This window comes from Herbiconiux dendrobii (assembly GCF_052048175.1).
Lineage (GTDB): Bacteria > Actinomycetota > Actinomycetes > Actinomycetales > Microbacteriaceae > Herbiconiux.
The window spans coordinates 385,208-408,370 of record NZ_JBLZQV010000003.1 but is presented as its reverse complement, the minus strand read 5'-3'; the positions used below and the strand labels follow the sequence as shown (position 1 = coordinate 408,370).

Sequence of the window (23,163 nt, the reverse complement as noted above, 5' to 3'; positions counted from 1 at the left end):
CGACGCTACGCCCGACCGCCGCCGGTGAGAACGGCTTGCGCGTAGCCTGAAGGCATGCGCGCTCTCACCCACGCCACCTTCGGCGAAGCAACCGACGTCCTCGAGGTCACCGACCGTCCGCTCCCCGAGCCCGGCCCGGGCGAGGTGCGGGTGCGCACGGTGCTCTCGCCCATCCACAACCACGACCTGTGGACCATCCGCGGCACGTACGGGTTCAAGCCGACGCTGCCCGCGGCATCCGGAACCGAGGCGGTGGGCGTGGTCGACGCGCTCGGCGAGGGCGTCGACTCCCTCCGGGTGGGGCAGCGCGTGGTGACCGGCGGCACCTTCGGCGTCTGGGCCGAGTACTTCGTCGCCCAGGCTGCGGGTCTCATCCCGGTGCCCGACGGCATCGACGACGAGACCGCGGCGCAGCTCGTCGCCATGCCCTTCAGCGCGCTCAGCCTGCTCGACCACCTCGACGTCCCGCCCGGCGGGTGGATTGTGCAGAACACCGCGAACGGGGCGGTCGGCCGCCTGGTCGCCCAGTTCGCCGCCCACCGCGGGGTGCGGGTGCTCGGCCTGGTGCGTCGCGACGCCGGGGTCGACGAGCTCGCGGCCATCGGCATCCACGACGTGGTCTCCACCGAGAAGGACGGCTGGCAGGATGCCGCGGCGGCCGTGCTGCAGGGTGCGAGCCCGCTGGCGGCGGTCGACTCGGTCGGTGGGAGCGCCTCCGCCGATCTGCTCGGGCTGCTGGGGGAGGGTGGCACCCTGTGGTCGTTCGGCGCGATGGGCTCGGGCGACCTGCAGATCTCGTCCGGCGCCCTCATCTTCAAGGACGTCACGGTGAAGGGGTTCTGGGGCAGCCGGGTCAGCCGGGAGATGGCCGCCGCCAAGCGCTCCGAGCTGTTCGGCGAGCTGTTCGCCCGCGTCGGCTCGGGCGAGGTGCAGCTGCCGGTCGAGGCGGTCTTCCCCTTCGAACAGGCACGCGAGGCCGCGGCGGCGAGTGCTGCCCCCGGTCGCGCCGGGAAGATCCTGCTCCGCTTCTGACGCCGTCGTGCGGCCTGGCCCTCAGGATCGGTGCTCGGCCAGGCCTCGCGCTCGTCATTCCGGCACCCCGAGCAGAAGCAGGCTGGTCACGATCGGAGCCGGGGCGCCGAGGGGGCCGCGGGTCAGGTCCCGGCACACGCCGGAGAAGGCTGTGGGAAGCACCGACCTCGTGAAGTGCGGCGGGAACGTCGACGACGCGCGGGGGTCGTGGGCCCTCGGCGCGGGTTTCGCATCGCCTCCGCCGCCTAGGCTGATGCCGTGGGGAAGATCCGGGAGCGCTGGCGTCCGTCCAGCGTGGTGGGAGTCGCGGTCGTCGGTCTCTTCGGAGTGGGAGTGCTGGTGCTCGCCGTGGCCACCGTCGCCACTGAGCTGTGGGGCCAACCGCTTCTCACGATCACGGGTGCCGCCCGCCGGGTGCCGGTGTGGCTGGCCTGGGCCGGTGTCGTCGCCGCGCTGGTCGGGGGATCGTCGCTCGTCGCGTCCAGCGCCGGCTACCTCATCCGGGTCGCCCGAGGCCGCGTGCCGCGAGTGCCCCCTTCCCGCGAAGACCGCCGCCGCCGCGCCGCGAGCCGCAGACGCGCCTACGACGCCCGCAAGCGGGACCGCGACCGGCCGCAGCAGTAGCCCTCCGCGACGTCGGCCCGCCCTGGTGCGGCTCCCTCGGATCGACGAGGTGATTCCCGCTTCGCGAGCGAGCCGCGTTCACCGTCGCGTCGAGGAGGAGCTCGGCAGGAGGCGGATGCCGGCCGGGCCGCGGGCGGTGGAGGGGTCGACGGGCCTGCCGCCCTGCAGCCATTCGACGCGGCCGCGGGCGGCGAGGCGGCGCGCCGCCCGGCGCACCTGCTCCCGGTGAGCGGAGGCGTCGGTGGTGTCGGCCGGGGGAGCGAACTCGGCGGCGAACTCGTCCAGGCCGAGGGCGGCTCCGCCCGGCCGTCGTGCTAGTGCCTCGAGCAGCATCCGCTCGAGGTCCAGGTCGGCCGCCGAGACGCCCCGCCGCCGGCACGCCACGGAGCAGTACCGCACATCGTCCCACGACCGGGCCCACTTGGCCCGCCACTGGATCGTCCTCCCGCAGGAGGCGCACACCTTCGGTTCAGGTGCCGCTGCGGACGCCGGCGCGAGCTGCTCGCGGCGGGTCGCGCGCTGCCCGGTCGTTCGAGATCGTGCCATGCCTTTCAACCAAGACCGGATGCGCCCCGCCCGCAAGGCCCGCACCCGCTCCCTCGCGACGGTGAGCCGTCGTGGCTCAGACGCTCACGGACATCGCGCGGCCCACCGCGTCGATCGCCGCTTCGTTGCGCGAGTAGTGCGACCACTGGCCGATCCGCGTGCAGGTGACCAGGCCGGCGCGCTGCAGCGTGGCCATGAACTGCGAGGCGGTGGACTGCGAGACCTCGGCGCGGGCCTGGATGTGCTTCAGGCACACCCCCACCTCGCTCGCCGGCCGGTCTTGCGGCGGGAACGACTCCGGCTCCTTCAGCCAGCCCAGGATCGCGAGCCGGGTGGGGTGCCCCAGTGCCTTGAACACGGCGACCAGGTCGAGTTCGGCGGTGTCGTCCATACCTCCACCCTATCGCAATATCGCTATTTACCGATGCTGTGGTAGACAGTACATCGGTAAATCACGATCTAGCGATGGAGATGACATGGAACGCGCGACAGCACTGGTGGTCGGAGCCCGAGGGGTGATCGGCGGCAACCTCATCGAGCATCTCGAGCAGAGCGGGGGATGGGACGTCATCGGCCTCTCGCGCCGTGGGGGAGCGGATGCGGGCTCCGTGCGCCACCTCGCCGTCGACCTGCTCGACCGCGACGCCACGGCGGAGCGCCTGCGCGACCTGCACGAGGTCACCCACGTGTTCTACGCGGCGTACCAGGAGCGAGCGAGCTGGGCCGAGCTCGTCGCGCCGAACCTCGCGATGCTCACGAACGTCGTCGATGCCATCGAGCCCGTCGCACCCGCTCTCCGGCACATCAGCCTGATGCAGGGGTACAAGGTCTACGGCGCCCACCTCGGCCCGTTTGCGACCCCGGCGAAGGAGTCCGACCCGCCCCACATGCCGCCCGAGTTCAACGTCGACCAGCAGCAGTTCCTCGAGCGCCGGCAACGCGGCGCCACCTGGTCGTGGTCGGCGCTGCGCCCCTCCGTCGTGGCCGGTGTCGGGCTCGGCAACCCGATGAACCTCGCGATGGTGATCGCCGTCTACGCGTCGATGAGCAAGGAACTCGGCATCCCGCTGCGGTTCCCCGGCAAGCCCGGGGCGTACACGAGCCTGATCGAGATGACGGATGCCGGCCTGCTCGCCCGGGCCACGGTCTGGGCGGCCGGATCGGACGACGCGCGCAACGAGGCCTACAACATCACCAACGGCGACCTCTTCCGCTGGTCGTCGATGTGGCCGAGGCTCGCCGCGTTCTTCGATCTCGAGGTCGCGCCGCCGCTGGAGATGAGCCTCACGGACGTCATGGCCGACAAGGAGCCGCTCTGGCAGGCCATGATCGCGCGGCACGGCCTGGTCGAGACCCCCTACAGCGACGTGTCGTCGTGGGGCTTCGGGGACTTCGTGTTCGGCTGGGACTACGACGTCATCGCCGACAGCTCGAAGTCGAGGCGGGCGGGATTCCACGAGTACGTCGACACCGAGGAGATGTTCCTGCGCATCTTCCGCGACCTCCGCGACCGGCGCCTCATCCCCTGAGGGTGCCGGGGGTCGCGGGCAGGTAGCGGGCGGTTCGCCGACGGGTCGCCGGGCCCGGCCGACCTGGGTACGGTGGGACGGTGGATGCACGATGGCTCACCGCCGCCCCGGCCAAGGTCGCGGAGGCGATGGCGACCCAGCGGCAGACCGCGCGGCCGTCCTGGGTGCCCACCTGGCGCCAGGTGCTCGTGCATATCACCTGGAGCCTGATGCTCTGGTACTGCTTCATCGTGTTCATGGTCATCGGCATCCGGGTCGACGGCTACGGCGACAACCGCACCGGGCCAGACGACTACCGCGACCTCGCGATCGCCGTGCTCGTCCTCCTGCTCTGGATCGCCGCTGCCCTCCTGCTGCGGCGTTGGGCCAGGCGCCCGCCGTCGCCCCGGGCCCGGCTCACCGAGTGGCGTCAGACCCTCACCGCGCTCGCGAACGGATTCGAGCCGCAGCCCGGATCGGTCTCCACCCTGCCCGCCCTGATCGCCCAGCCGGCGGGCCGGGCATCCGTCTACCCCCGTTTCAGGGCGCGGGGCGACGACCGCATCGAGTTCGGCAACCTCGTCTTCCGCACCGGGCTGCACGGCAAGCCCGTGACGCGCGGGTACCTCGCCGTCACCCTGCCCTCCGCGCTGCCGCACCTGTACCTCGACTCGCTGGCGAACGGGCGCTCACCCGGCGACCTGCCGACGAGCGTCGACCCGCAGCAGCGCCTGAAGCTCGAGGGCGATTTCGACCGCCACTTCGCCGCCTACGCGCCGGAGGGCTATGGCACGGACGCGCTCTACGCGCTCACTCCGGACGTGATGGCCGCACTCGTCGACGAGGCCTCGGCCTTCGACGTGGAGATCATCGACGACCGGGTGATCTTCTCGACCCCGGCGGCGGCCGACTACGCCGACCCGGCCACCTGGCAGCGGATCGAGACCGTGCTGGGCGGCGCCGCCCTCCGCCTCGCCAAGCGCGCCACCGGCTACCGCGACGACCGCGTCTCCCGCCAGCACGCGCGCCCGGCCCGGATCATCGGCCCCGACGGCCGCCGCCTCGCCAACGCCTATCGCAGCCGCGGTCTCTGGCCTGTGCTCGGCCGGGTGGGCTGGATCCTCGCCCTCGTGCTGCTCTACGGCGTGCCGGCGATCTTCGCCTTCGCGGGCTTCATGTCGGTGATCGACGACAAGTGACTCCGGATGCGCGGTGTGCGAGGGTGCTGACATGACGTCTTCCCAGACCCTCGGTGAGCACGACCGCCGGCTCGTCGCCGCGTGGGCCGCGGACTGTGCCGAGCGGGTGCTGCCGCTGTTCGAGGCAGAGGCGCCGGAGGACGGCCGGCCCGGGGACGCCATCGCGCGAGCACGGGCGTTCTCGCGCGGGGAGTTGAATGCCGCGGGCGAGATCCGTCGACGCTTCGTCGCGAACCGGGCGGCGCAGGTGGTGAACACACCCGCGGCCAAAGCGGCGGCCTGGGCGGCCGGTCAGGCGGCGGGCGTCGCGCACATGGGTGCGCACGCTCTCGGTGCAGCGGCGTACGCGGCGAAGGCGGCGGCGCTCGCCGGGGCCGACGAGGGCGCGGGCCCGGCCGAGATCGCGTGGCAGCTCGAGCACCTGGGCGATGCGGCGCGGGCCGCGCTGAAGCGCCTGCCGCTGCTCGGTACCGACCCGTCGGGGCCGCTGGGGGCGGGGCTTCTCGCGTCGGGAGTGCTCGGCGCGAACATCCGTTCCCTCCAGGCCTCCTTGTGACGGCCTCGTCTTTCTGACGACCTCGGGGCGATCAGCCGCAGTACTCCTTGAGGTTGAGCTCGTCTCGGCTGACGTCGATGATGTTGACCGTCTGACCGTCGACGCTGGTGAAGTGGATCCAGCTCGTGCCGTCGGTGAGGCGGTAGCCCGGTCGCCCGGTGGCGTCTTGGAACGGCTCCGCATCCGGATAGGCGGTCAGGAGTTCATCGAAGGTCGAACCGGCCGCGATGCCGGCGTCGGTGCTGGGTTTCTCCGACAGGTCGAGGCTCGTGCTCGGGCCCGTGATCGCCACCGCGACGAGGGAAGCGTCGGAGGCGTCGCCGACCGCCACCACGCCGCCGTCGAAGAACGAGGCGATCCCCGGTCGGCAGGGCTCTTCGCCCGCGGTCACCTCGGCGAGCACGTCGGTCACGGGCCGGTCGAGCAGAACCGGCCCGATGCCCGAGTAGGTGATGTCCCAGGTGGACATGTCGTCGGGGTCGTAGGCGTCGGCCTCGGGGGTCGGTGTCGGGGTGGGTGACGCGGTGGGGCCGGCCGTCGGCGTCGCTGACCGCGTCGCCGCCGGCGTCGAGGTGGAGGGAACGGAGGGGCTGGGGCTCGGAGCGGGTGTCCCGCCGACGCATCCGGATGCCGTCACCGCGATCGCCGCCGCCATCACGATGGCCGCGACCCTGCTGTGTGCCTTCATGGTGCCCCCCGTACTCGATGAGCCTCACCGTACACGCGTCGAACAGTGCTCGCGGTGCGGGCGGCGACAGGGGGATAGGGAAGTCGTGGATACGGTGGCCCGGACACGGTAGGAACGAAGGCAGACCTGCCGGGAAGGACGACGTCGTGATCGATCGTGAGGGGCTCGCCGCGTTCCTGCGCCACCGGGCCGCGACTCCCGCGGCGACGAGTTCTTCGGCCCCCGGCGCACGCTCGGTGGCACGCCCGCCCGGCAGGAGCTGTGGTCACCGCTGCGCGACACGGCCGCCGCGAGCCGCCTCTGGGACGTCTCGGAGTCCCTCGTCGGAGTGCGCGCGCAGTAGGGGCTTCGCCCCGCGCCGCGCCTCGCCTCCTCCGCCGGCCGTCGGCGAGGACGACTCCTCAGGGGCAGACGCGGGCTCGGCGACCCTCGAAGGCGACGACGTCGCCGAGCTGCAGCTGGCGGCCGCGGCGGCGGTCGACCTCGCCGTTCACGGTGACGTAGCCGTCGATGATGGCCTCTTTGCCGAGGCCCCCGCTGTCGAGGAGGCCGGCGAACTTCACGAACTGACCGAGGCGGATGCTCTCCCCGCCGATCGAGATGTCGTCGATGCGGTCGGGCTTCGTCATGCCGGAAGTGTACGCGAGTCGAACCGGTCCTGATGAGCGGCGACCTCGTCGCGGTGCGCCTCCGACCAGAGCTTGAGCTGCCGTACGGTGCCGTGCAGGGAGAGCCCCAGGCCGGTGAGCTCGTAGGAGACGGTCACCGGCACCGTGGCGACGACGGTCCGGGTGACCAGGCCGTCGCGTTCGAGCGACTTCAGCGTCTGCGACAGCATCTTGGGGCTCACCCCGGCGAGCACGCGGGCGAGCTCGGAGTAGCGCATCGGCCGCGGTTCGCCGGTGCAGTCGGGCCCGCTTCCCAGCGCCGACATCACCAGCGTCACCCACTTGCCCGAGACGCGGGCGAGCAGCTGCTGGCTGGGGCACGCGGCCAGGAACGCGTTGTACTGCGTCTTCGCCTCGGCCTTCTTCTCGGCCGCCGTCATCGTCGCCATGGTTCTCCTCGCGGTACCAACGCACTTCCGGGTAACTACTACCGAAGAGATAGTACTTCGTCGAGAGTGGAAGGCGACCACCTGAACCACGCCCCGAAAGGCACACATGACCCCCACAGCATCCGCTCTCCCCGGCGGCACCTGGACCCTCGGCGACACCACGGTCAGCCGCTTCGGCTACGGCGCGATGCAACTCGCCGGCCCGTGGGTGATGGGGCCGCCGAAGGATCGCGACGGCGCGCTCGCCGTGCTGCGCGAGGCCGTCTCGCGCGGCATCACCCACCTCGACACCGCCGAGACGTACGGCCCGCGGGTGGTGAACGAGCTGATCCGCGAGGCGCTGCACCCGTACGCCGAGGGACTTTTCATCGCGACCAAGGCCGGCGGGCGGCGGGATGGGCAGGGCGGATGGCCCAGCGCGCGGAGACCCGATGAGCTCCGACAGCAGATCGACGACAACCTCGAGACGCTCGGTGTCGACGTGCTCGATCTGGTGCACCTGCGCCTCGGCGACGCGAACGGCCCCGTCCCCGAGCGCATCGGGGAGGCGTTCGAGACGCTCGTCGACCTGCAGCGGCAGGGCGTCATCCGGCACCTCGGCGTGAGCAACGCCACCGCGGCCCAGGTCGAGGAGGCGCAGTCGATCGCCCCGATCGTGTCGGTGCAGAACGGCTACAACCTCGCCGCGCGCCACGACGACGCCCTGATCGACCGGCTTGCCGCCGAGGGCGTGGCCTACATCCCGTTCTTCCCACTCGGGGGCTTCACCCCGCTACAGTCGGAGGCGCTCTCCGCGGTCGCGACCCGGCTCGGTTCGACGCCCCTGTCGGTCGCGCTGGCCTGGTTGCTGCAGCGCTCGCCGAACATCCTGCTCATCGCCGGAACGTCGTCCGTCGCCCACCTGCGCGAGAACATCGCCGGGGCCGGCCTCGCCCTCTCCGAGGAGGATGTCGCCGCCCTCGACGCCATCGCGGGCTGACGCGGCGAAGGAATGGCGAAGGCGCACCCAGGAGATCCCGGGTGCGCCTTCACTCGTGCCGGTGGAGCCTACTGCTGGATGAACGCCAGCAGGTCGGGGTTGATGACGTCGGCATGCGTCGTCAGCATGCCGTGGGGGTAGCCCTCGTAGATCTTGAGGGTGGAGTTGCGGAGCAGCTCGTGCTGCTTCAGCGCGGCGTCCTTGTAGGGGACGACCTGGTCGTCGTCGCCCTGGGTGACCAGAACCGGCACGGTGATCGCCGTGAGGTCGTCGGTCTGGTCGGTTTCGGAGAACGCCTTGATGCCCTCGTAGTGCGCCAGCGCGCTGCCCGTCATGCCCTGCCGCCACCAGTTGGCGATCACCGGCTCGGAGGGCGTGACGCCTTCGCGGTTGAAGCCGTAGAAGGGTCCGGATGCCACGGCCTGGAAGAATTCGGCGCGGTTGCCGGCCAGTGCGCTGCGGAAGTCGTCGAACACGGAGAGGGGAGTGCCCTCGGGGTTCGCGTCGGTCTGCACCATGAGCGGGGGGACCGCCGACACGAGGATCGCCTTGGCCACGCGGCCCTGCGGCTCGCCGTACCGGGCGACGTAGCGCGCGACCTGGCCGCCGCCGGTGGAGTGGCCGATGTGCACGGCGTTCTTCAGGTCGAGGTGCTCGACGACGGCGTTCACGTCGCTGGCGTAGTGGTCCATGTCGTGGCCGGTGCCGATCTGCGACGAGCGCCCGTGGCCGCGCCGGTCGCTCGCGACCACCCGGTAGCCGTGGCCCAGGAAGAAGAGCATCTGGGCGTCCCAGTCGTCCGACGACAGCGGCCAGCCGTGATGGAACACGATCGGCTGGGCATCGGGGCTGCCCCAGTCCTTGTAGTAGATTTCTGCGCCATCGTCCGTGGTCACAAACGGCATGATCAACCTCCGTGTTCAGGTCACCCTCGAGCTGCGCGCGGGGGCGACGATCAAGTGGAACCGCTCCACGCTCGCGCGGAGAGTGCCCCAAATCTATTCGCGAAGCCGCCCCGGCGCTCCGGTGCCGGCGCGATCTCGCACGAATGTGCACCCGCTGTTCACCGGCTCGGGATGCGGATGCCGGCGGCCCATCGTCTCGGGCGGGCCGACGCGGGCTGATCGCGCGACCGGGTCCTCTTGCGGGCATGTCCGCAAGAGGGCGCACGGGGCGCCGTCCGCGGCCCCTAACCTGGCACTGTGACCGAGCCATCCGCCGCGCCGCCCGCGCCGTCTTCCCCGCCTGCCGGAGCATCCGCGGGGCTGCCACGGCGCACGCTGCTGCAGGCGGCCTGGGCCGCCCCCGTCGTGGTGGCGGCCGTCGCGGCCCCCGCCGCCGCGGCCTCGCCCGGGTCGACGACGGTCACGCTCAGCATCTCGAACGTCTACGAGTCCGATTTCACGGTGTTCGGCTCCGTGACGTCTCCCGAGGGTGCGGGCATCCAGACCGACTACGACCTCCAGGTGCGCGACAAGACGACCCTGGTCTGGTCGTCGTACTCCACCGGCACGACGGATGCCGACGGCGCCGTCTACCAGTCGATCCCCTACTCGCTCGGCGACGCGAACGACCTCCTGCGTCTGCAGGCGGGAGTGGCACCCGATCTGACTCTCAGCCCGACCCTCGCCATCCTGGTTCCCGGACCGTCGAGCGTCTCCCTCTCGCTCTCCCTCGTGGCCGAAGGGCGGTTCGTGATCGCCGCGACCAACGTCGTCACCTGGCTCGGCATGCCCATCGGATGCCCGGTCTCCTACCAGGCGCACTCCCCGGCCACCGACGCGTGGACCCAGGTGGCCACCGCCAGCACCAGCCCGCAGAGCGGGACGGCCGCCCCGGCGATCGAGAAGTCCGCCCTGGGTGGCTACGACCTGCTGCGTGCCGTCGCCGACCTGGGCGGCGGCACGACGGCGACGAGCGGGCAGCAGCTGATCCCGTAGACCGCACCCCGATCGGCAGGGGGTACCGCGCGCCGGAGGTCTCCCGGTCGAGCGCGCCGGCTAGCGGCGGAAGTAGGCGTTCGCGCTGCGGGTGTAGAGCAGGATGATGCCGAGCAGGGCGAGGAGGCCGTTCAGCAGGCCCTGCCACACGCTCGTCGGCACGGCGAGCAGGAGGTAGACGGCGCTGGCCAGGTTGAGCGCCAGCACGATCGTCGTCAGCACTCGGGCGAGCTGGCTGCCGCGCAGCAGCGCGGCGCCGACCGCGATGGTGATCACACCGAGCACGATCGCCACGATCGCGGTGGCGGTGAGCGACCCGGTTGCGCCGGGCACTCCGTTCACCTCCGCCGTCGTCGGAGCGGTGATGAGGCCGATGACGCCGCCGATCACCTGCAGCGCACCGGAGATCCAGACGATCACTGCCACAAGGGTGACTCCACCAGGTCGTCGCATGGCCGCTCCTCCGTGAGTTCTGGAGCCGGCGCAATCCGGCTCGTGTCGAAAATCACCCTACTGGTGTTGACCGCGCCGCGGGAGTGGCCCCCTCAGGCCGCATCGGCCTCGAGAGCGGCCCGTGCGGCGACCGGCTCCCGGCCGAGGAGCGTGCCGAGCAGCGGGTCGACGCCGGCGAAGAATCCCTCGCGCGCCGCCCGGTACATGCCGAGTGTGAACCGGGCCATCGTCTCCGGGCGCCCGGCGGCGATCTGGTTCGCCACCCAGACCTCGTCGTCGACGACGACCCGCGCGATCGGTCGCCCGGCGATCTCCGAGGCGATCGCGGCGAGGTCGTCGAGGGTGGGGGCGGATGCGGCGGTGAGCGTGACCGGGCCGTCGTAGGCGCCGTCCGAGGCCAGGATGATCGCGGCGGCCTCGGCCTCGTCTTCGCGCGCCGTCCACGACACGGGCCCGTCGGCGGGAACCGCCATCACACCGGATTCGCGCCACGGGCCGGTGAGCCAGCCGAGGCTGTGGGCGTAGAAGCCGTTGCGGAGCGACGTCCAGGCGACTCCGGAGTCGGCGAGCAGCTGCTCGGTCGCAGCGTGGTCGCGGCCGGGACCGAACGGGGTGCCGAGCGCGGCCCCCTGGTGGCTCGTGTACAGGATGCGCCCGGCGCCGACCTGCACCGCGGCGTCGATGGCGGTGTGATGAAGGGCGACGGCATCGGCCGCCGGGTCGCTCGAGGAGACCAGCAGCAGCTGGTCGGCGCCGTCGAAGGCGGCGGGCAGCGAGGCGGCGTCGGCGTAGTCGCCGTAGCGCACCTCGACGCCGCGGTCGGCGAAGCGCCGGGCCGTGGCGACGTCGCGTGCGACGACCGCGATCTCGCGGGCGGGCATCCGTTCGAGCAGGTGGTCGACGGTGGCGCCGTTGAGGGCGCCGGTGGCGCCGGTGACGATGATCATGGGTGACCCCTTCAAAGTATCGTTGGAAACATTATGACAGTATCACTGGAATCGCATCGTTACCACCGGCACGATATCGTTGATACATGGATGACGCCTCCGACCAGCGCCCCAGCATCCGCGCTCGGATCATCGACGCCGCGGCGCGGCTGCTCGAAGACCAGGGCCCCGCGGCGGTCACCACGCGCGCGGTGGCCGTGGGCGCGGGCGTGCAGCCGCCCGCCATCTACCGCCTGTTCGGCGACAAGGACGGCCTGCTCGAGGCGGTCGCCGAGCACGTGATGACCACCTACGTCGAGGCGAAGGCGGGCATCGTCGATGCGGCCGCCGCCGACGGGGTCGACCCGCTCGACGACCTCCGGGCCGGCTGGCAGACGCAGCTGGAGTTCGGTCTGGCGAACCCCGACGTGTTCCGCCTGCTGAGCGAGCCCGGCCGCGTGCGGAACTCGCCGTCGGCGGCGGCGGGCCGGCGGGTGCTCGAGAAGCGGATCCGCCGGGTGGCCGAGTCCGGCCGCCTCCGGGTCAGCGAACAGCGCGCCCTCGGCCTCATCCAGGCCGGCGGCGTCGGCACGATCCAGACCCTCCTCGCGACCCCGCCCGAGCAGCGCGACCCCGGCCTGGGGGAGGCCGTCTACGAGGCCGTGCTGGCGCAGATCCTCACCGACGCCCCGGACCGCGAGCCCGACGACACGCTCGCGGCGACGGTCGCCTTCCGGGCGATCGCGCCGTCGCTCACGGCTCTCAGCGCCTCCGAGCGCCGGCTCCTGACGGAGTGGCTCGATCGGGCACTCGCCGCCGAATATGGGGGCTCTGATCCGCTGCCACGCCGCGGGGCTCCGCGGCCGGTGACCTAGCGTCCGGCGCCGGCGTCGAGGATGGCGGTGACGCGGGCCCATGCGGTCTCCCAGATGGGGGAGCGGGGATCGATCACGCTGAAGTGGTGCCCGGGAGCCTCGATCAGCTCCGGGCGGTCGAGTCGCACCGAGTTGGAGAGGCGGCGGTTCATCTCCACGAGGTCGGCCGAGTCGTCGGAGCCCTGGACGAGCAACCACGACGTGGCGCGGTCGCGGAACTCCTGCGGCGATGCGGCGGCGTAGATCTCCGGCAGCTCGGACGGCGTTCCGCCCAGGGCGATGCCGACCGCGCCCTCGCCGAGGAACCGGTCGTGCGCGGCGACGAGGTCGACCACACCGGCCAGCGAGACCGCGAGCCGCACGCCCGGCTCCGCATCCCGCCCGCCGGCCGCCGCCGCGGTCTCCTCGGCGAGCTGCAGGGCGAGCTGCCCGCCCGCCGAGTGGCCGACGAGCACGATCGGGCCCGCCGAGGCTCCGGCGAGCTCGCGTGCCCGGGCGAGACCCGCGTGCAGGTCGTCGATCGTGGCCGCCCAACCGTGCTGGTCGGGCCGGCGGTACTCGAGGTTCCAGCTGCGCCAGCCCCGGCGTGCCAGGTCGACCGCCAGCTCGTCCATGAGCCCCGCCTGCCAGCGCGAGCGGTAGAAGCCGCCGTGGAGGAGGACGGCGAGAGGCGGCCCTTCCGAGGTCGGCGCCGACCTGTGCGCCGCCTCCGGTTCGCGCCACTCGCCGTACTGGTCGGGGCCGGGGCCGTACGGCTCCCGCTGCGCCGGATGCGCCGCCGCGGCGACGACGGAGGAGACCACGAAGCGCAGACTGTCCAGTCCCGATCCGCGCACGTGGTGCAGCAGCGCCGACGAGGGATCGGGATCGCGCAGCCCCAGATCGACGCGCACGATCGGGGGCCGGGGCCCGCGGACGACGGATCCGTCGCCCCGATCCGCCCACACCGAGTCGGTCTCCAGCCCGAGATCGACATCGTCGCCGGGCAGCAGGAGGAATCCGCTCGCCGAGGCGTCGTCCCGGATCGCCTCCGACCAGCTCTCACCGGGCCCGAGCCAGACCAGCCGCAGCGGCACCCCGTGCGGCGCGGCGGCCTCGGTGAGCACCTGCTCGAGCAGCCCGGTGTCGACCTCGAGCCCGGTCGACACGATCGCCGTGAGCCGCCGGCTCACCGGTCGAGCTTCAGCAGGGGCATCACCGCGGTGCCGATCAGCTCGATGCCGCCGTCGTCGGTGAGACCCTGGGGGGTGCCGAAGTCGACGCGGTCGGCCCCGGCGTCGATGAGCGACTGGGCCTGCTCGGCGACGTGCTCGGGGGTGCCCGAGAAGGCGAACAGGTCGAGCACGTCGTCGGGGATCCGGTCACCGGCGGCCTGGTCGTCGCCCTCGGCCACCAGGCGGCGCACCGATTCGAGCAGGTCGTCCGGCAGCTGCACCGTCGGGTCGAGATCGGCGACGGCCGCCAGGTACATCGCGACCTCGCGGCGGGCCGCCGACCGGGCGGCGCGGCCGTCGCGGTCGACGACGGTCACCGCACCGAGCACGAGCTTGACGTCGTGGGCGCTGCGTCCGGCCTTCTCGGCGCCGACGCCGATCCGTTCGCGCATCACCGCCACCATGGCCGGGTTGGCCGTGCCGCCCACCTTGAGCTCGTCGGCGATCCGGCCGGCGAGTGCGGCGCCGAGCGGCCCCCACGTTCCGATCAGCAGGGAAGGGCGGGCCCGGCGCACGGGGTAGCGGAGGGTGACGCCCGGGGCGAGCGGATAGAGCTCTCCGTCGAATCCGGAACCCTCGCCCGCCAGCAGGGCGTAGATGTGCCCCGCCGCTTCGCGCAGGTGTGCGACCGGTTTCGCCTGCCGGATGCCGATGGCGTCGAGCCAGGTTCCCTTGGCCAGGCCCAGGTACGCCCGGCCGTCGCTCGCGGCGTCCAGGGCGGCCAGCTGCCCGGCGATCTCGTACGGATGCAGCGAGTACGGGTTCCAGCACGCTGCGCCGAGCCGCACCCGGGTGGTGGCCGCGGCCATCTCGAGGAGCGCGGCGATCGGGGGCTGGAAGAGCAGGTCGCTGAAGACGCTGACCACGTCGATGCCGTGCCGTTCGGCGGCCGCGGCCAGCGGTCCGTACGATCCGGGGGCCTTGTCGGACTGGATGCCGAGCCCGATCTCCGCCCGGCTCACGTGAGGTCTCCGGAGCGCATCGGGCACAGTGCGCCGCGCTCGATCCGCATGATCAGGCGCTCCTCCGGGTCGGGGCAGGCGACCAGGGAGTCGCGCTCCAGCCAGTCGCCCTCCGGCAGCTTGCGCTGCTTCGCCGGGATCATCGGCAGCACGGCCTGCAGCGCGTAGAGGCAGAAGTGGCCCGGTACCTTCAGCTGGCTCGAGTTCACCACCTCGAACGAGTCGCCCACGTGCATTCCGCACACCGAGCGGCCTTCGATGCGGTCGACCACCACGGTGATGTCGTACAGCTCCATGTCGTCGCCGGAGTCCGCCTCCGCGGTGGTCCCCTCCTGATCCGGGGTCTCATCGGTCATGATCTCCTCCTTCTGCGGCCACGGATCCGTCGCCACGATCGAGTACGACGACGGTCTTCCCGCGCGTGCGGCGGGCCGCGAGGTCGTCGAGAGCGGCGCCGGCGTCGTGCAGGCCGACGACGCGGTCGATGAGCGGACGCACGCTCCCGTCCGCGACGAGCGCGAACAGTGCGGCGTAGACCTCCCGCACCTTCGCGGGCCGCTCCCAGGGGTACCGCGACCCCCACGACAGGCCCACCAGATCGACGTTGCGCGCCATCAGGGCGGCCGGATCCACCTGCGACGGGCCGCCGGCCGTGCCGACCGCCACGAGGCGGCCCTCGAAAGCCAGGCAGTCCAGCGAGCGCGCGGTCATCGGCCCGCCCACCGGATCGATCACGGCGGTCACCCCGGCCCCTCCGGTGGCCTCGCGCACGAGGCCGACGACGTCGGCGTGCCGGTAGTCGAGGGCCAGCTCGGCGCCCTGGGCGAGGCACACGGCCGTCTTCTCCGGGCCTCCGGCGGTCGCGATGACGCGGAGTCCGCGGGCGCGGGCGAGCTGGATGACGGCGATCCCCACCCCGCCCGCCCCCGCGTTCACCAGCACGGAGTCGCCCGGCTCGAGCCGGGCGCGATCCAGGGCGAACCACGCCGTCTGGTAGGTGACCGGCAGCGCGGCGGCGGTCACGGCGTCGACGGATGGCGGCCGCCGCACGGCGAGCGAGGAGGCGATCGCCACCTCGTCGCCGAGGGCTCCGGCCGGTAGCGCGGGGCAGGCCAGCACGCTCGTGCCGACCGGATGCTCCGCGCCCTCGGCCGCCTCGATGACGGTGCCGGCCACCTCGACGCCGGGCACGAAGGGCGGCGCCGGGACGGCCGGGTAGTCGCCGCGGCACATCATCACGTCGAGGAAGTTGAGCCCGACCGCCTCGCAGCGCAGCCGGATCTCTGCGTGCCCGAGCGGTTCGCGCAGCCGCTCCGAGACCTGGAGCACGCCGCCGGGCTCGCCGAATCGGTCCACCACCGCGGCGCGGTAGCCGGTCACCCGCGCGCTCCGGCCTCGGGCCCGGATCCCGTCTCGGCAGGGGCGGAGCCGGACGAGGACGCGGAGCCCGATAGGGAAGCGGGTGCGGATGCGCCGCGGGCCCAGAGCTCGGAGTGGTGGTGCACGATCCGCCAGCCGTCCCGCGGGTCGCGCAGCAGCACGTCGGTCACCCGGGAGATCTCCTCGCCCTCGGCACCGGCCTTCGACGCGATGAGCAGGTACCGGGCCAGCGCGTGGTCGCCCCACACGTCCACCCGCTCGGCCTCCACCCGCAGCGACTGCACCTGCGCCACGACCGACGGCGGCCGCTCGTCGCGGAACGCGTCGAGCTCGCCCCGGCTGATCAGGCGGGGGAACGGGGTCTCCCAGGTCGTCACGTCCGACGCCAGGTGGCTGTCGAAGCGCTGCCGGTCGCGGGCCAGGAACGCGTCGTACATGTCCCGGATCTCGTCGAGCACCTCGCTCTCCGCTCTGGTCGGGGTCGAGGAAGGGGTCGGGGCCGGAGCCGGGCTCGGGGCGCTCACGCGATCACCATCCTGTCGTCGCGCACCACGGCTCCCGAACGCATCACCCAGCGCAGGGTGCGGAGCGCGGAGATGTCGTCGAGCGGATTCGCGTCCACGGCGATGAGGTCGGCCCGCTTGCCCTCGGCGATCGTGCCGACGACGTCGTCGATCCCGAGCCAGCGCGCACAGTTGATCGTGCCGGCCCGCAGGGTGGCGGGTGCGCCCAGCCCGTTGCCGCTCATGTGCTCCATCTCGCGCACGATCGCGGTGGTGCCCTCGAACGGCCAGAACGGGGGCATGTCGCTGCCGACCATCATGGTCACCCCGGCCTCGATCGCCATCCGGAACGACTCGACGTGCCGCGGTCCGGCCGACAGCGACCGCTCCTGCATCCACGCGGGCACGCCGAGCTCGTCGAAGAACGATCCGCACCGGGTCACCACGAGCGTGGGCACGAGGGCGGTGCCCGCGGCCGCCATCGCCGCCGCGACTTCGGGGGTGAGCTCGTAGCCGTGCTCCACGCAGTCGAGCCCGAGGGCCACGGCCTCGGCGATGATCGGCGCGGGGCCGGCGTGAGCCGTGACCTTGCGGCCCCAGGCGTGGGCGGTGGAGATGACCGCCGCCATCTCGTCGCGGGTGAGCTGCGGGGTGTCCATGCCCTCGTGCCGGCCCGCGATGCCCCCGGAGATCATCACCTTGATCAGATCGGCTCCGGCCTTGATCTGGCTGCGCACCCCTCGTGCGAAACCGACGGCGCCGTCGCACTCGAGGGTGTCGTCGTTCTCGTGACCGTGACCGCCCGTGCACACCAGCGCCCGGCCGGCGGTGCGGATGTCGGGCCCCGGCACGAGGCCCTGCTCGATGGCGTGGCGGAGTGCGAAGTCGACGTGACCGCGCTCCGCCACGCAGCGCACCGTCGTGATGCCGGAGTGCAGGGCGCGGCGGGCGCCGTCGGCCATGTGGAGCGCGATGCCGGCGTCGTCGAGCGCGCTCACCGAGGCGCCGCGCTCCCCGGGCAGCGCCAGGGAGAAGTGGGTGTGCATGTTCATCAGGCCGGGCACGAGGAAGGCGCCGTCGAGATCCACCTCGACCGGAGCATCCGACCCCGACCCCGATGCCGACCCCGCGGCCGCAGCGATCGCCCGCCGCACGTCGTGCTCCGCCCCGGCCGCCGCGATCACGCCGTCGCGCACCCACACCGCCCCGGGCGTGGCGGTCTCGGCCACGGCGTCGACGATCGACAGCGAGTGCAGCAGCACGCTCGACGGGTTCGGCCCGGTGGCCCGGAGCGCGGTGCGGGCGGTGTCATCGGTCATCGAGATCAACTCCATAGGTGTCGGATGCGGCGGCGGCCGAGACGATCCCCTCGGCGACGTCGCGGCGCACGAGTCGGGGATCACGCTCGGAGACGGGACCGTGCCCCGCACCTCCTCCGGTGAGCAGCGTGACCCGGTCTCCCGCCGTCACGGCGATGCGGCGGGTGCTGAGGCGCCGCTCCTTCGAGGTGCCCGGGAAGGCGATCACCTGGGTGGGCTCGCTCTCCTCGCCGCCGTCGAGCGCCCACGGCTTCGTGCGGGTCTTCTTCACCACCGAGAGGAACTCGCCGTCGGAGACGAAGCGGATGTCGCGCCGGATGCCCGGCCCGCCGCGATGCCGGCCCGCCCCGGCCGAGTCGGTGCGCACCTCGAGACGCTCGAAGAGCATCCCGCTCTTGGCCTCGAGCACCTCGATGGGGGTGCTGCGCGCCACGGTCTGGCACAGGTGGTTGAGCGGGCCGGCCCCGTCGTGGTGCGGCGTGCCTCCCCAGCCGATCGGGTCGTTGTTGCTGATGGCGAAGAAGGCCCCGGTGTCGGGATGCGCGCCCACCATCATGAAACCGGGCACGTCGCCGCCCGAGCAGGCCGCGAGGCGATCCGGCATGCCCTGGGCGAGCGCCTTGTAGATGAGCTCGACGGCGAGGTTGCCCGTCCACTGGGTGAAGGTGGCCGCCGGGTAGACGGCGTGGAAGAGCGAACCCGGCTCGGCCTTCACCCGGAGCGGCGCCATGTGGCCGGCGTTCGTCTGCTCGAAGGGCGTGGTGAGCGCCTTGAACGCCACCCGGGCGCACGCGATCGTGGCGCCGAAGGGCAGGTTGACCGGCCCGCGCACCATCGACGACGAGCCCCGGAAGTCGACCGTGAAAGTGCCGTCGGCCACGGTGACGGTGACCTCCAGGCGCACCGGGTCGTCGGTGATGCCGTCGTCGTCCATCCAGTCCACGGCCGTCCAGCTGCCCTGCGGCAACGCGGCGATCGCCTCGAGCGAGGCCTGCTCGCCGAGCTGCATGAAGCGCTCGATGCTCGCCCGCACGGGGCCGAGACCGAACTTGGCGATCACGTCGACGATGCGCCGCTGGCCGGTGCGCAGGCACGACACCTGGGCGTGCAGGTCGCCCAGCACCACGTCGGGCATCCGCGAGTTGAAGCGGATGAGCTCGTGCACGTCGTGCACCGGCTCGCCCCGGGAGAACACCTTGGTGCCCGGGAAGATGAGTCCCTCCTGGTGCATGTCGGTGGAGTCGAGCACGTAGCCCGGATCCTTGGCGCCGAGGTCCATCCAGTGCGCGCGCACGCACACGAAGCCCACGAGCGTCTCCTCGTCGGGCAGGAACACCGGCGAGAAGAGGGTGGCGTCGTAGGAGTGCGCCGCGTTCCAGTAGGGGTAGTTGAGCAGCACCACGTCGCCCGCACGGAGGTTCTCCACGCCGACGTACTCGAGCCCCTTCTTCAGGGAGTGGTCGTTCGCCCCGAGGAAGCGGGTGAGCCCCGGCGCCTCGGCCACGAGCCGGGCCGTCTCGTCGTAGATCGAGATGCCGAAGTCGAGCACCTCGTAGATCACGGGGTTGAAGGCGGTGCGGATGAGCGTGCTGCGCATCTCGTCGGCCGCCGCGGCGAGGTAGCTGCGCACGACCTCGACGGTGGCCCCGTCGACGCTCGGCAGCGACTCAGTCATCGATCTCGACCCCGTACACCGAGGCGGCCGCCTCGCGCGACACGTACCCCTCCGACACGTCCCGCCGCACGCGCTCGGGATCGCGGTCGGCGGCATCCCCGTGCCCGCCGCCACCGGCCGTGAGCAGACGGATCAGATCGCCCGGCTGAACGGGAACGCGCTTGGTGCTCACGCGCGCCTCCCGATCGGTGCCGGGGAAGACGACGACCTGGTTGGGCTCGGGTTCGAGCCCGCCCTCCAGCGCCCAGGGCGCGGTGCGCGTCTTCTTGATCACCGAGAGGAACTCGCCCGGCGAGACGAAGCGGATGTCGCGCTGCAGGCCGGCCCCACCGCGGTGCTTGCCGGCGCCGCCGGAGTCGGTGCGGATCTCGAGCCGCTCGAACAGCATCCCGCTCCTGGCCTCGAGCACCTCGATCGGGGTGCTGCGCACGGTGCTCTCGGAGAGGTGGATGGTGGCGTCGAGCCCGTCGTGGTGCGGGGTGCCGCCCCAGCCCACCGGATCGTTGTTGCTGATCGCGAAGAACTCCCCGGTGTCGGGGTGGTCGCCCACCATCATGAACCCGGGCACGTCGCCGCCGGAGGAGGCGGCGAGCCGATCGGGCATGCCCTGGGCGAGGGCCTTGTAGACGAGTTCGAGCGCCACGATGCCCGTCCACAGCGTGAACGTCGGCGCCGGGTAGACGGCGTGGAAGAGGGTGCCCGGCTCCGCGAGCACCCGGAGCGGCACGGTGGTGCCGGCGTTGCTCGGCTGTTCGGGCGAGGTGAGGTTCTTCAGCACCACCTTGCACAGCGCGATGGTGGCGCCGAAGGGCATGTTCACGGGCCCCTTCGTCGCCGGCGACGATCCGGCGAAGTCCACGGTGAACGTGCCGTCGGCGATGGTGACGGTCACCTCCATGCGGATGGGCTCGTCGCTGATGCCGTCGTCGTCCATCCAGTCGACCGCCGTCCACGAGCCCTGCGGCAGCGCGGCCAAGGCGTCGACGGTGTTCTGCTCGCTGTGCGCCTTGATGACGGCGACGGCCTCGTCGACGGCCGGCTTGCCGAACTTCTGCACGATCTCGACCAGGCGGCGCTCGCCGGTGCGGATGGCCGACACCTGGGCGTGCAGGTCGCCGAGCACCACGTCGGGCATCCGCGAGTTGAAGCGGATCAGCTCGTGGATGTCGTGCACGGCCTCGCCCCGGGAGAACACCTTGGTGCCCGGGAAGAGCATGCCCTCCTGGTGCACGTCGGTGGAGTCGAGCACGTACCCCGGGTCTTTGGCGCCGAGGTCCATCCAGTGGGCCCGCACGCAGACGTAGCCCACCAGGGTGCCGTCGGCATCCGGATGCGCCTCGTCGGGCACGAAGACCGGGGCGAACAGCGTCGCGTCGTAGGCGTGGGCCGCGTTCCAGTAGGGGTAGTTCAGCATCACGATGTCGCCGGGGAACAGGTTCTCGGCTCCGACGTACTCCACGCCCTTCTGCAGCGAGAAGTCGTTCGCGCCCAGGAAGAAGGTGAGCCCGGGCGCCTCGGCGATGAGCTCGAGCTTCTCGTCGTAGAGCGAGATGCCGAAGTCGAGCACCTCGTAGATGACGGGGTTGAAGGCGGTGCGGATGAGCGTGGTGCGCATCTCCTCGGCCGCCGCGAGCAGGTAGCTGCGCACGACCTCGATGGTGGCGCCGTCGAGCGTCATGCCTGCTCCTCCAGGGTGATCAGGAGGTAGCCGTGCTCGTCCACCTCGACGTGCTGGCCGCTGTGCACGACCGTGGTGGAGGTGCCCTCGTCGACGAGGGCCGGCCCGTCGAACCGGTCGCCGGGCGCGAGCCGGCTCCGGTCGTAGACGGCGAACTCCGCCGCACTCCGCGTGCCGAAGTCGTAGGCCTCGCGGCGCCCCGTGAGAGCGCGGGCGGGGTCGCCGTCGCCACGCGGCAGCACGGGCAGTCCCGGCCGCACGGTGCGGCCGATCCCGCGCACCCGGGCGGTGAGGATCTGCACCCGGCTCTGCATGGAGTGGCCGTAGCGCGCCTCGTGCAGCTCGTTGAACGCGCGGTGGATCGACTCGGGATCGGGATCGTCCCCGACCGGCACCGTGAGGGTGTGCTCCTGACCGAGGTAGCGCAGCTCGAGCTGGTTCTCGAGGTGGGCCACGTCATCGGCCACCCCCTGCTCGCGCAGCGACTCGAGGGCCTCGCGGCCGATCTCGGCGAGCTCGCGGCGGAGGTCGTCGAGGTCCACCTCGTCGAGCACCTCCATCCGGGTGCGCGAGAAGTCGTTCACGATGTCGGCGCTCAGCATGCCCCAGGCCGAGAAGCCCGAGGGGGCGAAGGGCACGATCACCTCGCGCACCCCCATCTCGCGGGCGAGCAGGGGAGCCACCAGCGGGCCCGCCCCGCCGAAGGCGAGCAGCGAGAACACCCGGGGGTCGTGGCCGCGCTCGACGGTGATCTGCCGAACGGCTCCGACGGTCTTGGCGAGCATCACGTCGAAGATGCCGGCGGCGGCGGCTTCGACGGTGAGCCCGAGCGGATCGGCGATCGTGTTGCGCACGGCCTCGCGGGCCGCCTCGGCGTGGAGGGGCATCGACCCGGCCAGGAAGCTCTCCGGATCGACGTAGCCGAGGCACACCGAGGCATCCGTCACCGTGGGGCGGGTGCCGCCGCGGCCGTAGCAGACGGGGCCGGGCACGGCGCTCGCGCTCTCCGGCCCCACCTTGAGCAGGCCCCGGTCGATCCAGGCGATCGAGCCGCCCCCGGCGCCGATGGTGCGGATGTCGTAGGAGGGCATGAGCAACGGGAAGTGCTCGAGCTCCGCCTCGTGGGTGACGACGGCCGTTCCGTCTTCGATCACGCAGGCGTCGAGCGAGGTGCCGCCGATGTCGAAGGTGAGCACGTTCGGCCGTTCGAGCACCTCGGCGAGGTATCCACCGCCCACGATCCCGCCCGCGGGGCCGGAGAGCACGGTGTGGGTGGGCGACTTCTTGGCGGTGGCCGAGGTCATCGATCCTCCGCCCGAGCGCATGATGAGGAACCGGCCGTCGAAGCCCTTCGCCGCGAGGCCGCGCTCCAGCTCGTCGACGTAACGCTCGAAGATCGGCCGGATGTAGGCCTCGAGCACCGTCGTCGACGTGCGCTCGTACTCGCGGTGCTCCCGCACGATGTCGGTCGAGACCGACACGGTCACCTCCGGGTACCACTCGCGCAGCAGCTCGGCCGTGCGCTGCTCGTGGGAGGGGTCGAGGTAGGAGTGCAGGTAGCAGACCGCGAGGGAGATGACCCCCTCCTCCTCCACGAGCTGCCGGGCCACCTCGCGCAGCCCCTCCTCGTCGAGCGGCTCGAGCTCGGCGCCGCGATGGTTCAGGCGGCCGCGCACCCCGGCGGTGTGCCGGCGCTGCACGAGGCTCGCCGGCCGCTCGTACTGGAAGTCGTACATCCGGTCGTCGGGCACGTTGCCCCGGCCGAGCAGGAAGATGTCGCGCAGACCGTAGTTGGTGATGATCCCGGTGGCGCCGCCCCGGCGTTCGAGCACCGCGTTCAGGCCGAGCGTGGTGCCGTGGATGAACAGCTCCACCTCCCCGAGATCGGTGCCGAGCGCGTCGACCGCCGCCAGCACGCCCTCCCAGGGGCGCGCCGGGGTCGTCGAGGCTTTGCGGAAGCGCACGACCCCGGTGCGGGTGTCCAGCTCCATGGCGTCGACGAAGGTGCCGCCGATGTCGACGGCGAGGCGGAAGGGGGCAGGGGACACG

At 72.2% G+C, this 23,163-nt stretch carries 25 protein-coding genes; 8 read left to right on the top strand and 17 right to left on the bottom strand.

Going from position 1 to position 23,163, the window contains the following annotated elements; all coding sequences use genetic code 11:
- Positions 1-54: 54 nt before the first annotated feature.
- The gene (locus ACN4JJ_RS10900; protein ID WP_440709936.1) at positions 55-1,032 is read left to right on the top strand and encodes a zinc-binding dehydrogenase; all 978 of its coding nucleotides are present in this window, start codon (positions 55-57) and stop codon (positions 1,030-1,032) included.
- A gap of 258 nt (positions 1,033-1,290) precedes the next feature.
- Entirely contained in the window at positions 1,291-1,656 is a 366-nt protein-coding gene (locus ACN4JJ_RS10895) for a hypothetical protein (RefSeq protein WP_440709935.1), read from the top strand.
- 78 nt (positions 1,657-1,734) lie between these two features.
- On the opposite strand, the gene ACN4JJ_RS10890 is transcribed toward ACN4JJ_RS10895, so the two are convergent.
- Both ACN4JJ_RS10890 and ACN4JJ_RS10885 read right to left on the bottom strand, forming a co-directional pair.
- Positions 1,735-2,202, bottom strand: a complete 468-nt coding sequence (locus ACN4JJ_RS10890; protein WP_440709934.1) for a DUF2256 domain-containing protein — start codon at positions 2,200-2,202, stop codon at positions 1,735-1,737.
- A 76-nt stretch (positions 2,203-2,278) separates the two neighbouring features.
- A complete protein-coding gene (locus ACN4JJ_RS10885) occupies positions 2,279-2,593 on the bottom strand; it encodes an ArsR/SmtB family transcription factor (RefSeq protein WP_440709933.1) in 315 nt (104 codons plus the stop codon).
- Positions 2,594-2,678: 85 nt separating this feature from the next.
- On the opposite strand from ACN4JJ_RS10885, the gene ACN4JJ_RS10880 reads away from it, so the two are divergent.
- The 3 genes from ACN4JJ_RS10880 (at position 2,679) to ACN4JJ_RS10870 (ending at position 5,465) form a co-directional block, all read left to right on the top strand.
- The gene (locus ACN4JJ_RS10880; RefSeq protein ID WP_440709932.1) at positions 2,679-3,731 is read left to right on the top strand and encodes an SDR family oxidoreductase; all 1,053 of its coding nucleotides are present in this window, start codon (positions 2,679-2,681) and stop codon (positions 3,729-3,731) included.
- A gap of 80 nt (positions 3,732-3,811) precedes the next feature.
- Positions 3,812-4,909, top strand: a complete 1,098-nt coding sequence (locus ACN4JJ_RS10875; RefSeq protein ID WP_440709931.1) for a hypothetical protein — start codon at positions 3,812-3,814, stop codon at positions 4,907-4,909.
- Positions 4,910-4,940: 31 nt separating this feature from the next.
- Complete coding sequence (locus tag ACN4JJ_RS10870; protein WP_440709930.1) at positions 4,941-5,465, top strand: putative immunity protein; 525 nt, start codon at positions 4,941-4,943, stop codon at positions 5,463-5,465.
- Between the two features lie 31 nt (positions 5,466-5,496).
- Here ACN4JJ_RS10870 and ACN4JJ_RS10865 read toward each other — a convergent pair whose 3' ends face one another.
- The 3 genes from ACN4JJ_RS10865 to ACN4JJ_RS10855 form a co-directional block, all read right to left on the bottom strand.
- On the bottom strand, positions 5,497-6,153 hold the full coding sequence (locus ACN4JJ_RS10865) for a hypothetical protein (protein WP_440709929.1): 657 nt from the start codon (positions 6,151-6,153) through the stop codon (positions 5,497-5,499).
- Positions 6,154-6,554: 401 nt separating this feature from the next.
- Positions 6,555-6,782 carry an RNA-binding S4 domain-containing protein gene (locus tag ACN4JJ_RS10860; RefSeq protein WP_440709928.1) on the bottom strand — a complete coding sequence of 76 codons (228 nt, stop codon included), beginning with the start codon at positions 6,780-6,782 and terminating at the stop codon, positions 6,555-6,557.
- Positions 6,779-7,210 carry a winged helix-turn-helix transcriptional regulator gene (locus ACN4JJ_RS10855; protein ID WP_440709927.1) on the bottom strand — a complete coding sequence of 144 codons (432 nt, stop codon included), beginning with the start codon at positions 7,208-7,210 and terminating at the stop codon, positions 6,779-6,781. The genes ACN4JJ_RS10860 and ACN4JJ_RS10855 overlap by 4 nt, the downstream gene beginning before the upstream one ends.
- A 106-nt stretch (positions 7,211-7,316) precedes the next feature.
- On the opposite strand from ACN4JJ_RS10855, the gene ACN4JJ_RS10850 reads away from it, so the two are divergent.
- Positions 7,317-8,189 (top strand): oxidoreductase, encoded by an 873-nt coding sequence (locus ACN4JJ_RS10850; protein WP_440709926.1) that lies wholly within the window; start codon positions 7,317-7,319, stop codon positions 8,187-8,189.
- A 68-nt stretch (positions 8,190-8,257) separates the two neighbouring features.
- Here ACN4JJ_RS10850 and ACN4JJ_RS10845 read toward each other — a convergent pair whose 3' ends face one another.
- A complete protein-coding gene (locus ACN4JJ_RS10845; RefSeq protein ID WP_440709925.1) occupies positions 8,258-9,094 on the bottom strand; it encodes an alpha/beta fold hydrolase in 837 nt (278 codons plus the stop codon).
- A gap of 297 nt (positions 9,095-9,391) precedes the next feature.
- Here ACN4JJ_RS10845 and ACN4JJ_RS10840 point away from each other — a divergent pair, with 297 nt between their 5' ends.
- The gene (locus tag ACN4JJ_RS10840) at positions 9,392-10,129 is read left to right on the top strand and encodes a hypothetical protein (RefSeq protein WP_440709924.1); all 738 of its coding nucleotides are present in this window, start codon (positions 9,392-9,394) and stop codon (positions 10,127-10,129) included.
- 60 nt (positions 10,130-10,189) lie between these two features.
- Here the strand turns inward: ACN4JJ_RS10840 and ACN4JJ_RS10835 are convergent, their stop codons facing one another.
- Both ACN4JJ_RS10835 and ACN4JJ_RS10830 read right to left on the bottom strand, forming a co-directional pair.
- The gene (locus ACN4JJ_RS10835) at positions 10,190-10,582 is read right to left on the bottom strand and encodes a DUF7144 family membrane protein (RefSeq protein ID WP_440709923.1); all 393 of its coding nucleotides are present in this window, start codon (positions 10,580-10,582) and stop codon (positions 10,190-10,192) included.
- 92 nt (positions 10,583-10,674) lie between these two features.
- Positions 10,675-11,529, bottom strand: a complete 855-nt coding sequence (locus tag ACN4JJ_RS10830) for an NmrA family NAD(P)-binding protein (RefSeq protein WP_440709922.1) — start codon at positions 11,527-11,529, stop codon at positions 10,675-10,677.
- Positions 11,530-11,615: 86 nt separating this feature from the next.
- Between ACN4JJ_RS10830 and ACN4JJ_RS10825 the strand changes: the two genes are divergently transcribed.
- The gene (locus ACN4JJ_RS10825) at positions 11,616-12,383 is read left to right on the top strand and encodes a TetR/AcrR family transcriptional regulator (protein ID WP_440709921.1); all 768 of its coding nucleotides are present in this window, start codon (positions 11,616-11,618) and stop codon (positions 12,381-12,383) included.
- Here the strand turns inward: ACN4JJ_RS10825 and ACN4JJ_RS10820 are convergent.
- Genes ACN4JJ_RS10820 through ACN4JJ_RS10780 form a run of 9 tightly spaced genes read right to left on the bottom strand, consistent with a single transcriptional unit; the run spans position 12,380 to position 23,162 of the window.
- Entirely contained in the window at positions 12,380-13,555 is a 1,176-nt protein-coding gene (locus ACN4JJ_RS10820; RefSeq protein WP_440709920.1) for an alpha/beta hydrolase, read from the bottom strand. The two genes, ACN4JJ_RS10825 and ACN4JJ_RS10820, sit on opposite strands and share 4 nt — an antisense overlap.
- Positions 13,552-14,559: an LLM class flavin-dependent oxidoreductase gene (locus ACN4JJ_RS10815; RefSeq protein ID WP_440709919.1), complete on the bottom strand. Its 1,008-nt coding sequence runs from the start codon at positions 14,557-14,559 to the stop codon at positions 13,552-13,554. Before ACN4JJ_RS10815 ends, ACN4JJ_RS10820 begins: the two co-directional genes overlap by 4 nt.
- Complete coding sequence (locus tag ACN4JJ_RS10810) at positions 14,556-14,915, bottom strand: TIGR04076 family protein (protein ID WP_440709918.1); 360 nt, start codon at positions 14,913-14,915, stop codon at positions 14,556-14,558. Before ACN4JJ_RS10810 ends, ACN4JJ_RS10815 begins: the two co-directional genes overlap by 4 nt.
- On the bottom strand, positions 14,905-15,939 hold the full coding sequence (locus tag ACN4JJ_RS10805; RefSeq protein WP_440709917.1) for a zinc-binding dehydrogenase: 1,035 nt from the start codon (positions 15,937-15,939) through the stop codon (positions 14,905-14,907). The genes ACN4JJ_RS10810 and ACN4JJ_RS10805 overlap by 11 nt, the downstream gene beginning before the upstream one ends.
- A complete protein-coding gene (locus ACN4JJ_RS10800; protein ID WP_440709916.1) occupies positions 15,936-16,463 on the bottom strand; it encodes a YybH family protein in 528 nt (175 codons plus the stop codon). Before ACN4JJ_RS10800 ends, ACN4JJ_RS10805 begins: the two co-directional genes overlap by 4 nt.
- Positions 16,460-17,761 (bottom strand): metal-dependent hydrolase family protein, encoded by a 1,302-nt coding sequence (locus ACN4JJ_RS10795; protein ID WP_440709915.1) that lies wholly within the window; start codon positions 17,759-17,761, stop codon positions 16,460-16,462. Before ACN4JJ_RS10795 ends, ACN4JJ_RS10800 begins: the two co-directional genes overlap by 4 nt.
- Positions 17,751-19,436, bottom strand: a complete 1,686-nt coding sequence (locus ACN4JJ_RS10790) for a hydantoinase B/oxoprolinase family protein (RefSeq protein WP_440709914.1) — start codon at positions 19,434-19,436, stop codon at positions 17,751-17,753. The genes ACN4JJ_RS10795 and ACN4JJ_RS10790 overlap by 11 nt, the downstream gene beginning before the upstream one ends.
- On the bottom strand, positions 19,429-21,114 hold the full coding sequence (locus tag ACN4JJ_RS10785) for a hydantoinase B/oxoprolinase family protein (RefSeq protein WP_440709913.1): 1,686 nt from the start codon (positions 21,112-21,114) through the stop codon (positions 19,429-19,431). Before ACN4JJ_RS10785 ends, ACN4JJ_RS10790 begins: the two co-directional genes overlap by 8 nt.
- Entirely contained in the window at positions 21,111-23,162 is a 2,052-nt protein-coding gene (locus ACN4JJ_RS10780; protein ID WP_440709912.1) for a hydantoinase/oxoprolinase family protein, read from the bottom strand. Before ACN4JJ_RS10780 ends, ACN4JJ_RS10785 begins: the two co-directional genes overlap by 4 nt.
- Position 23,163 lies beyond the last annotated feature (1 nt).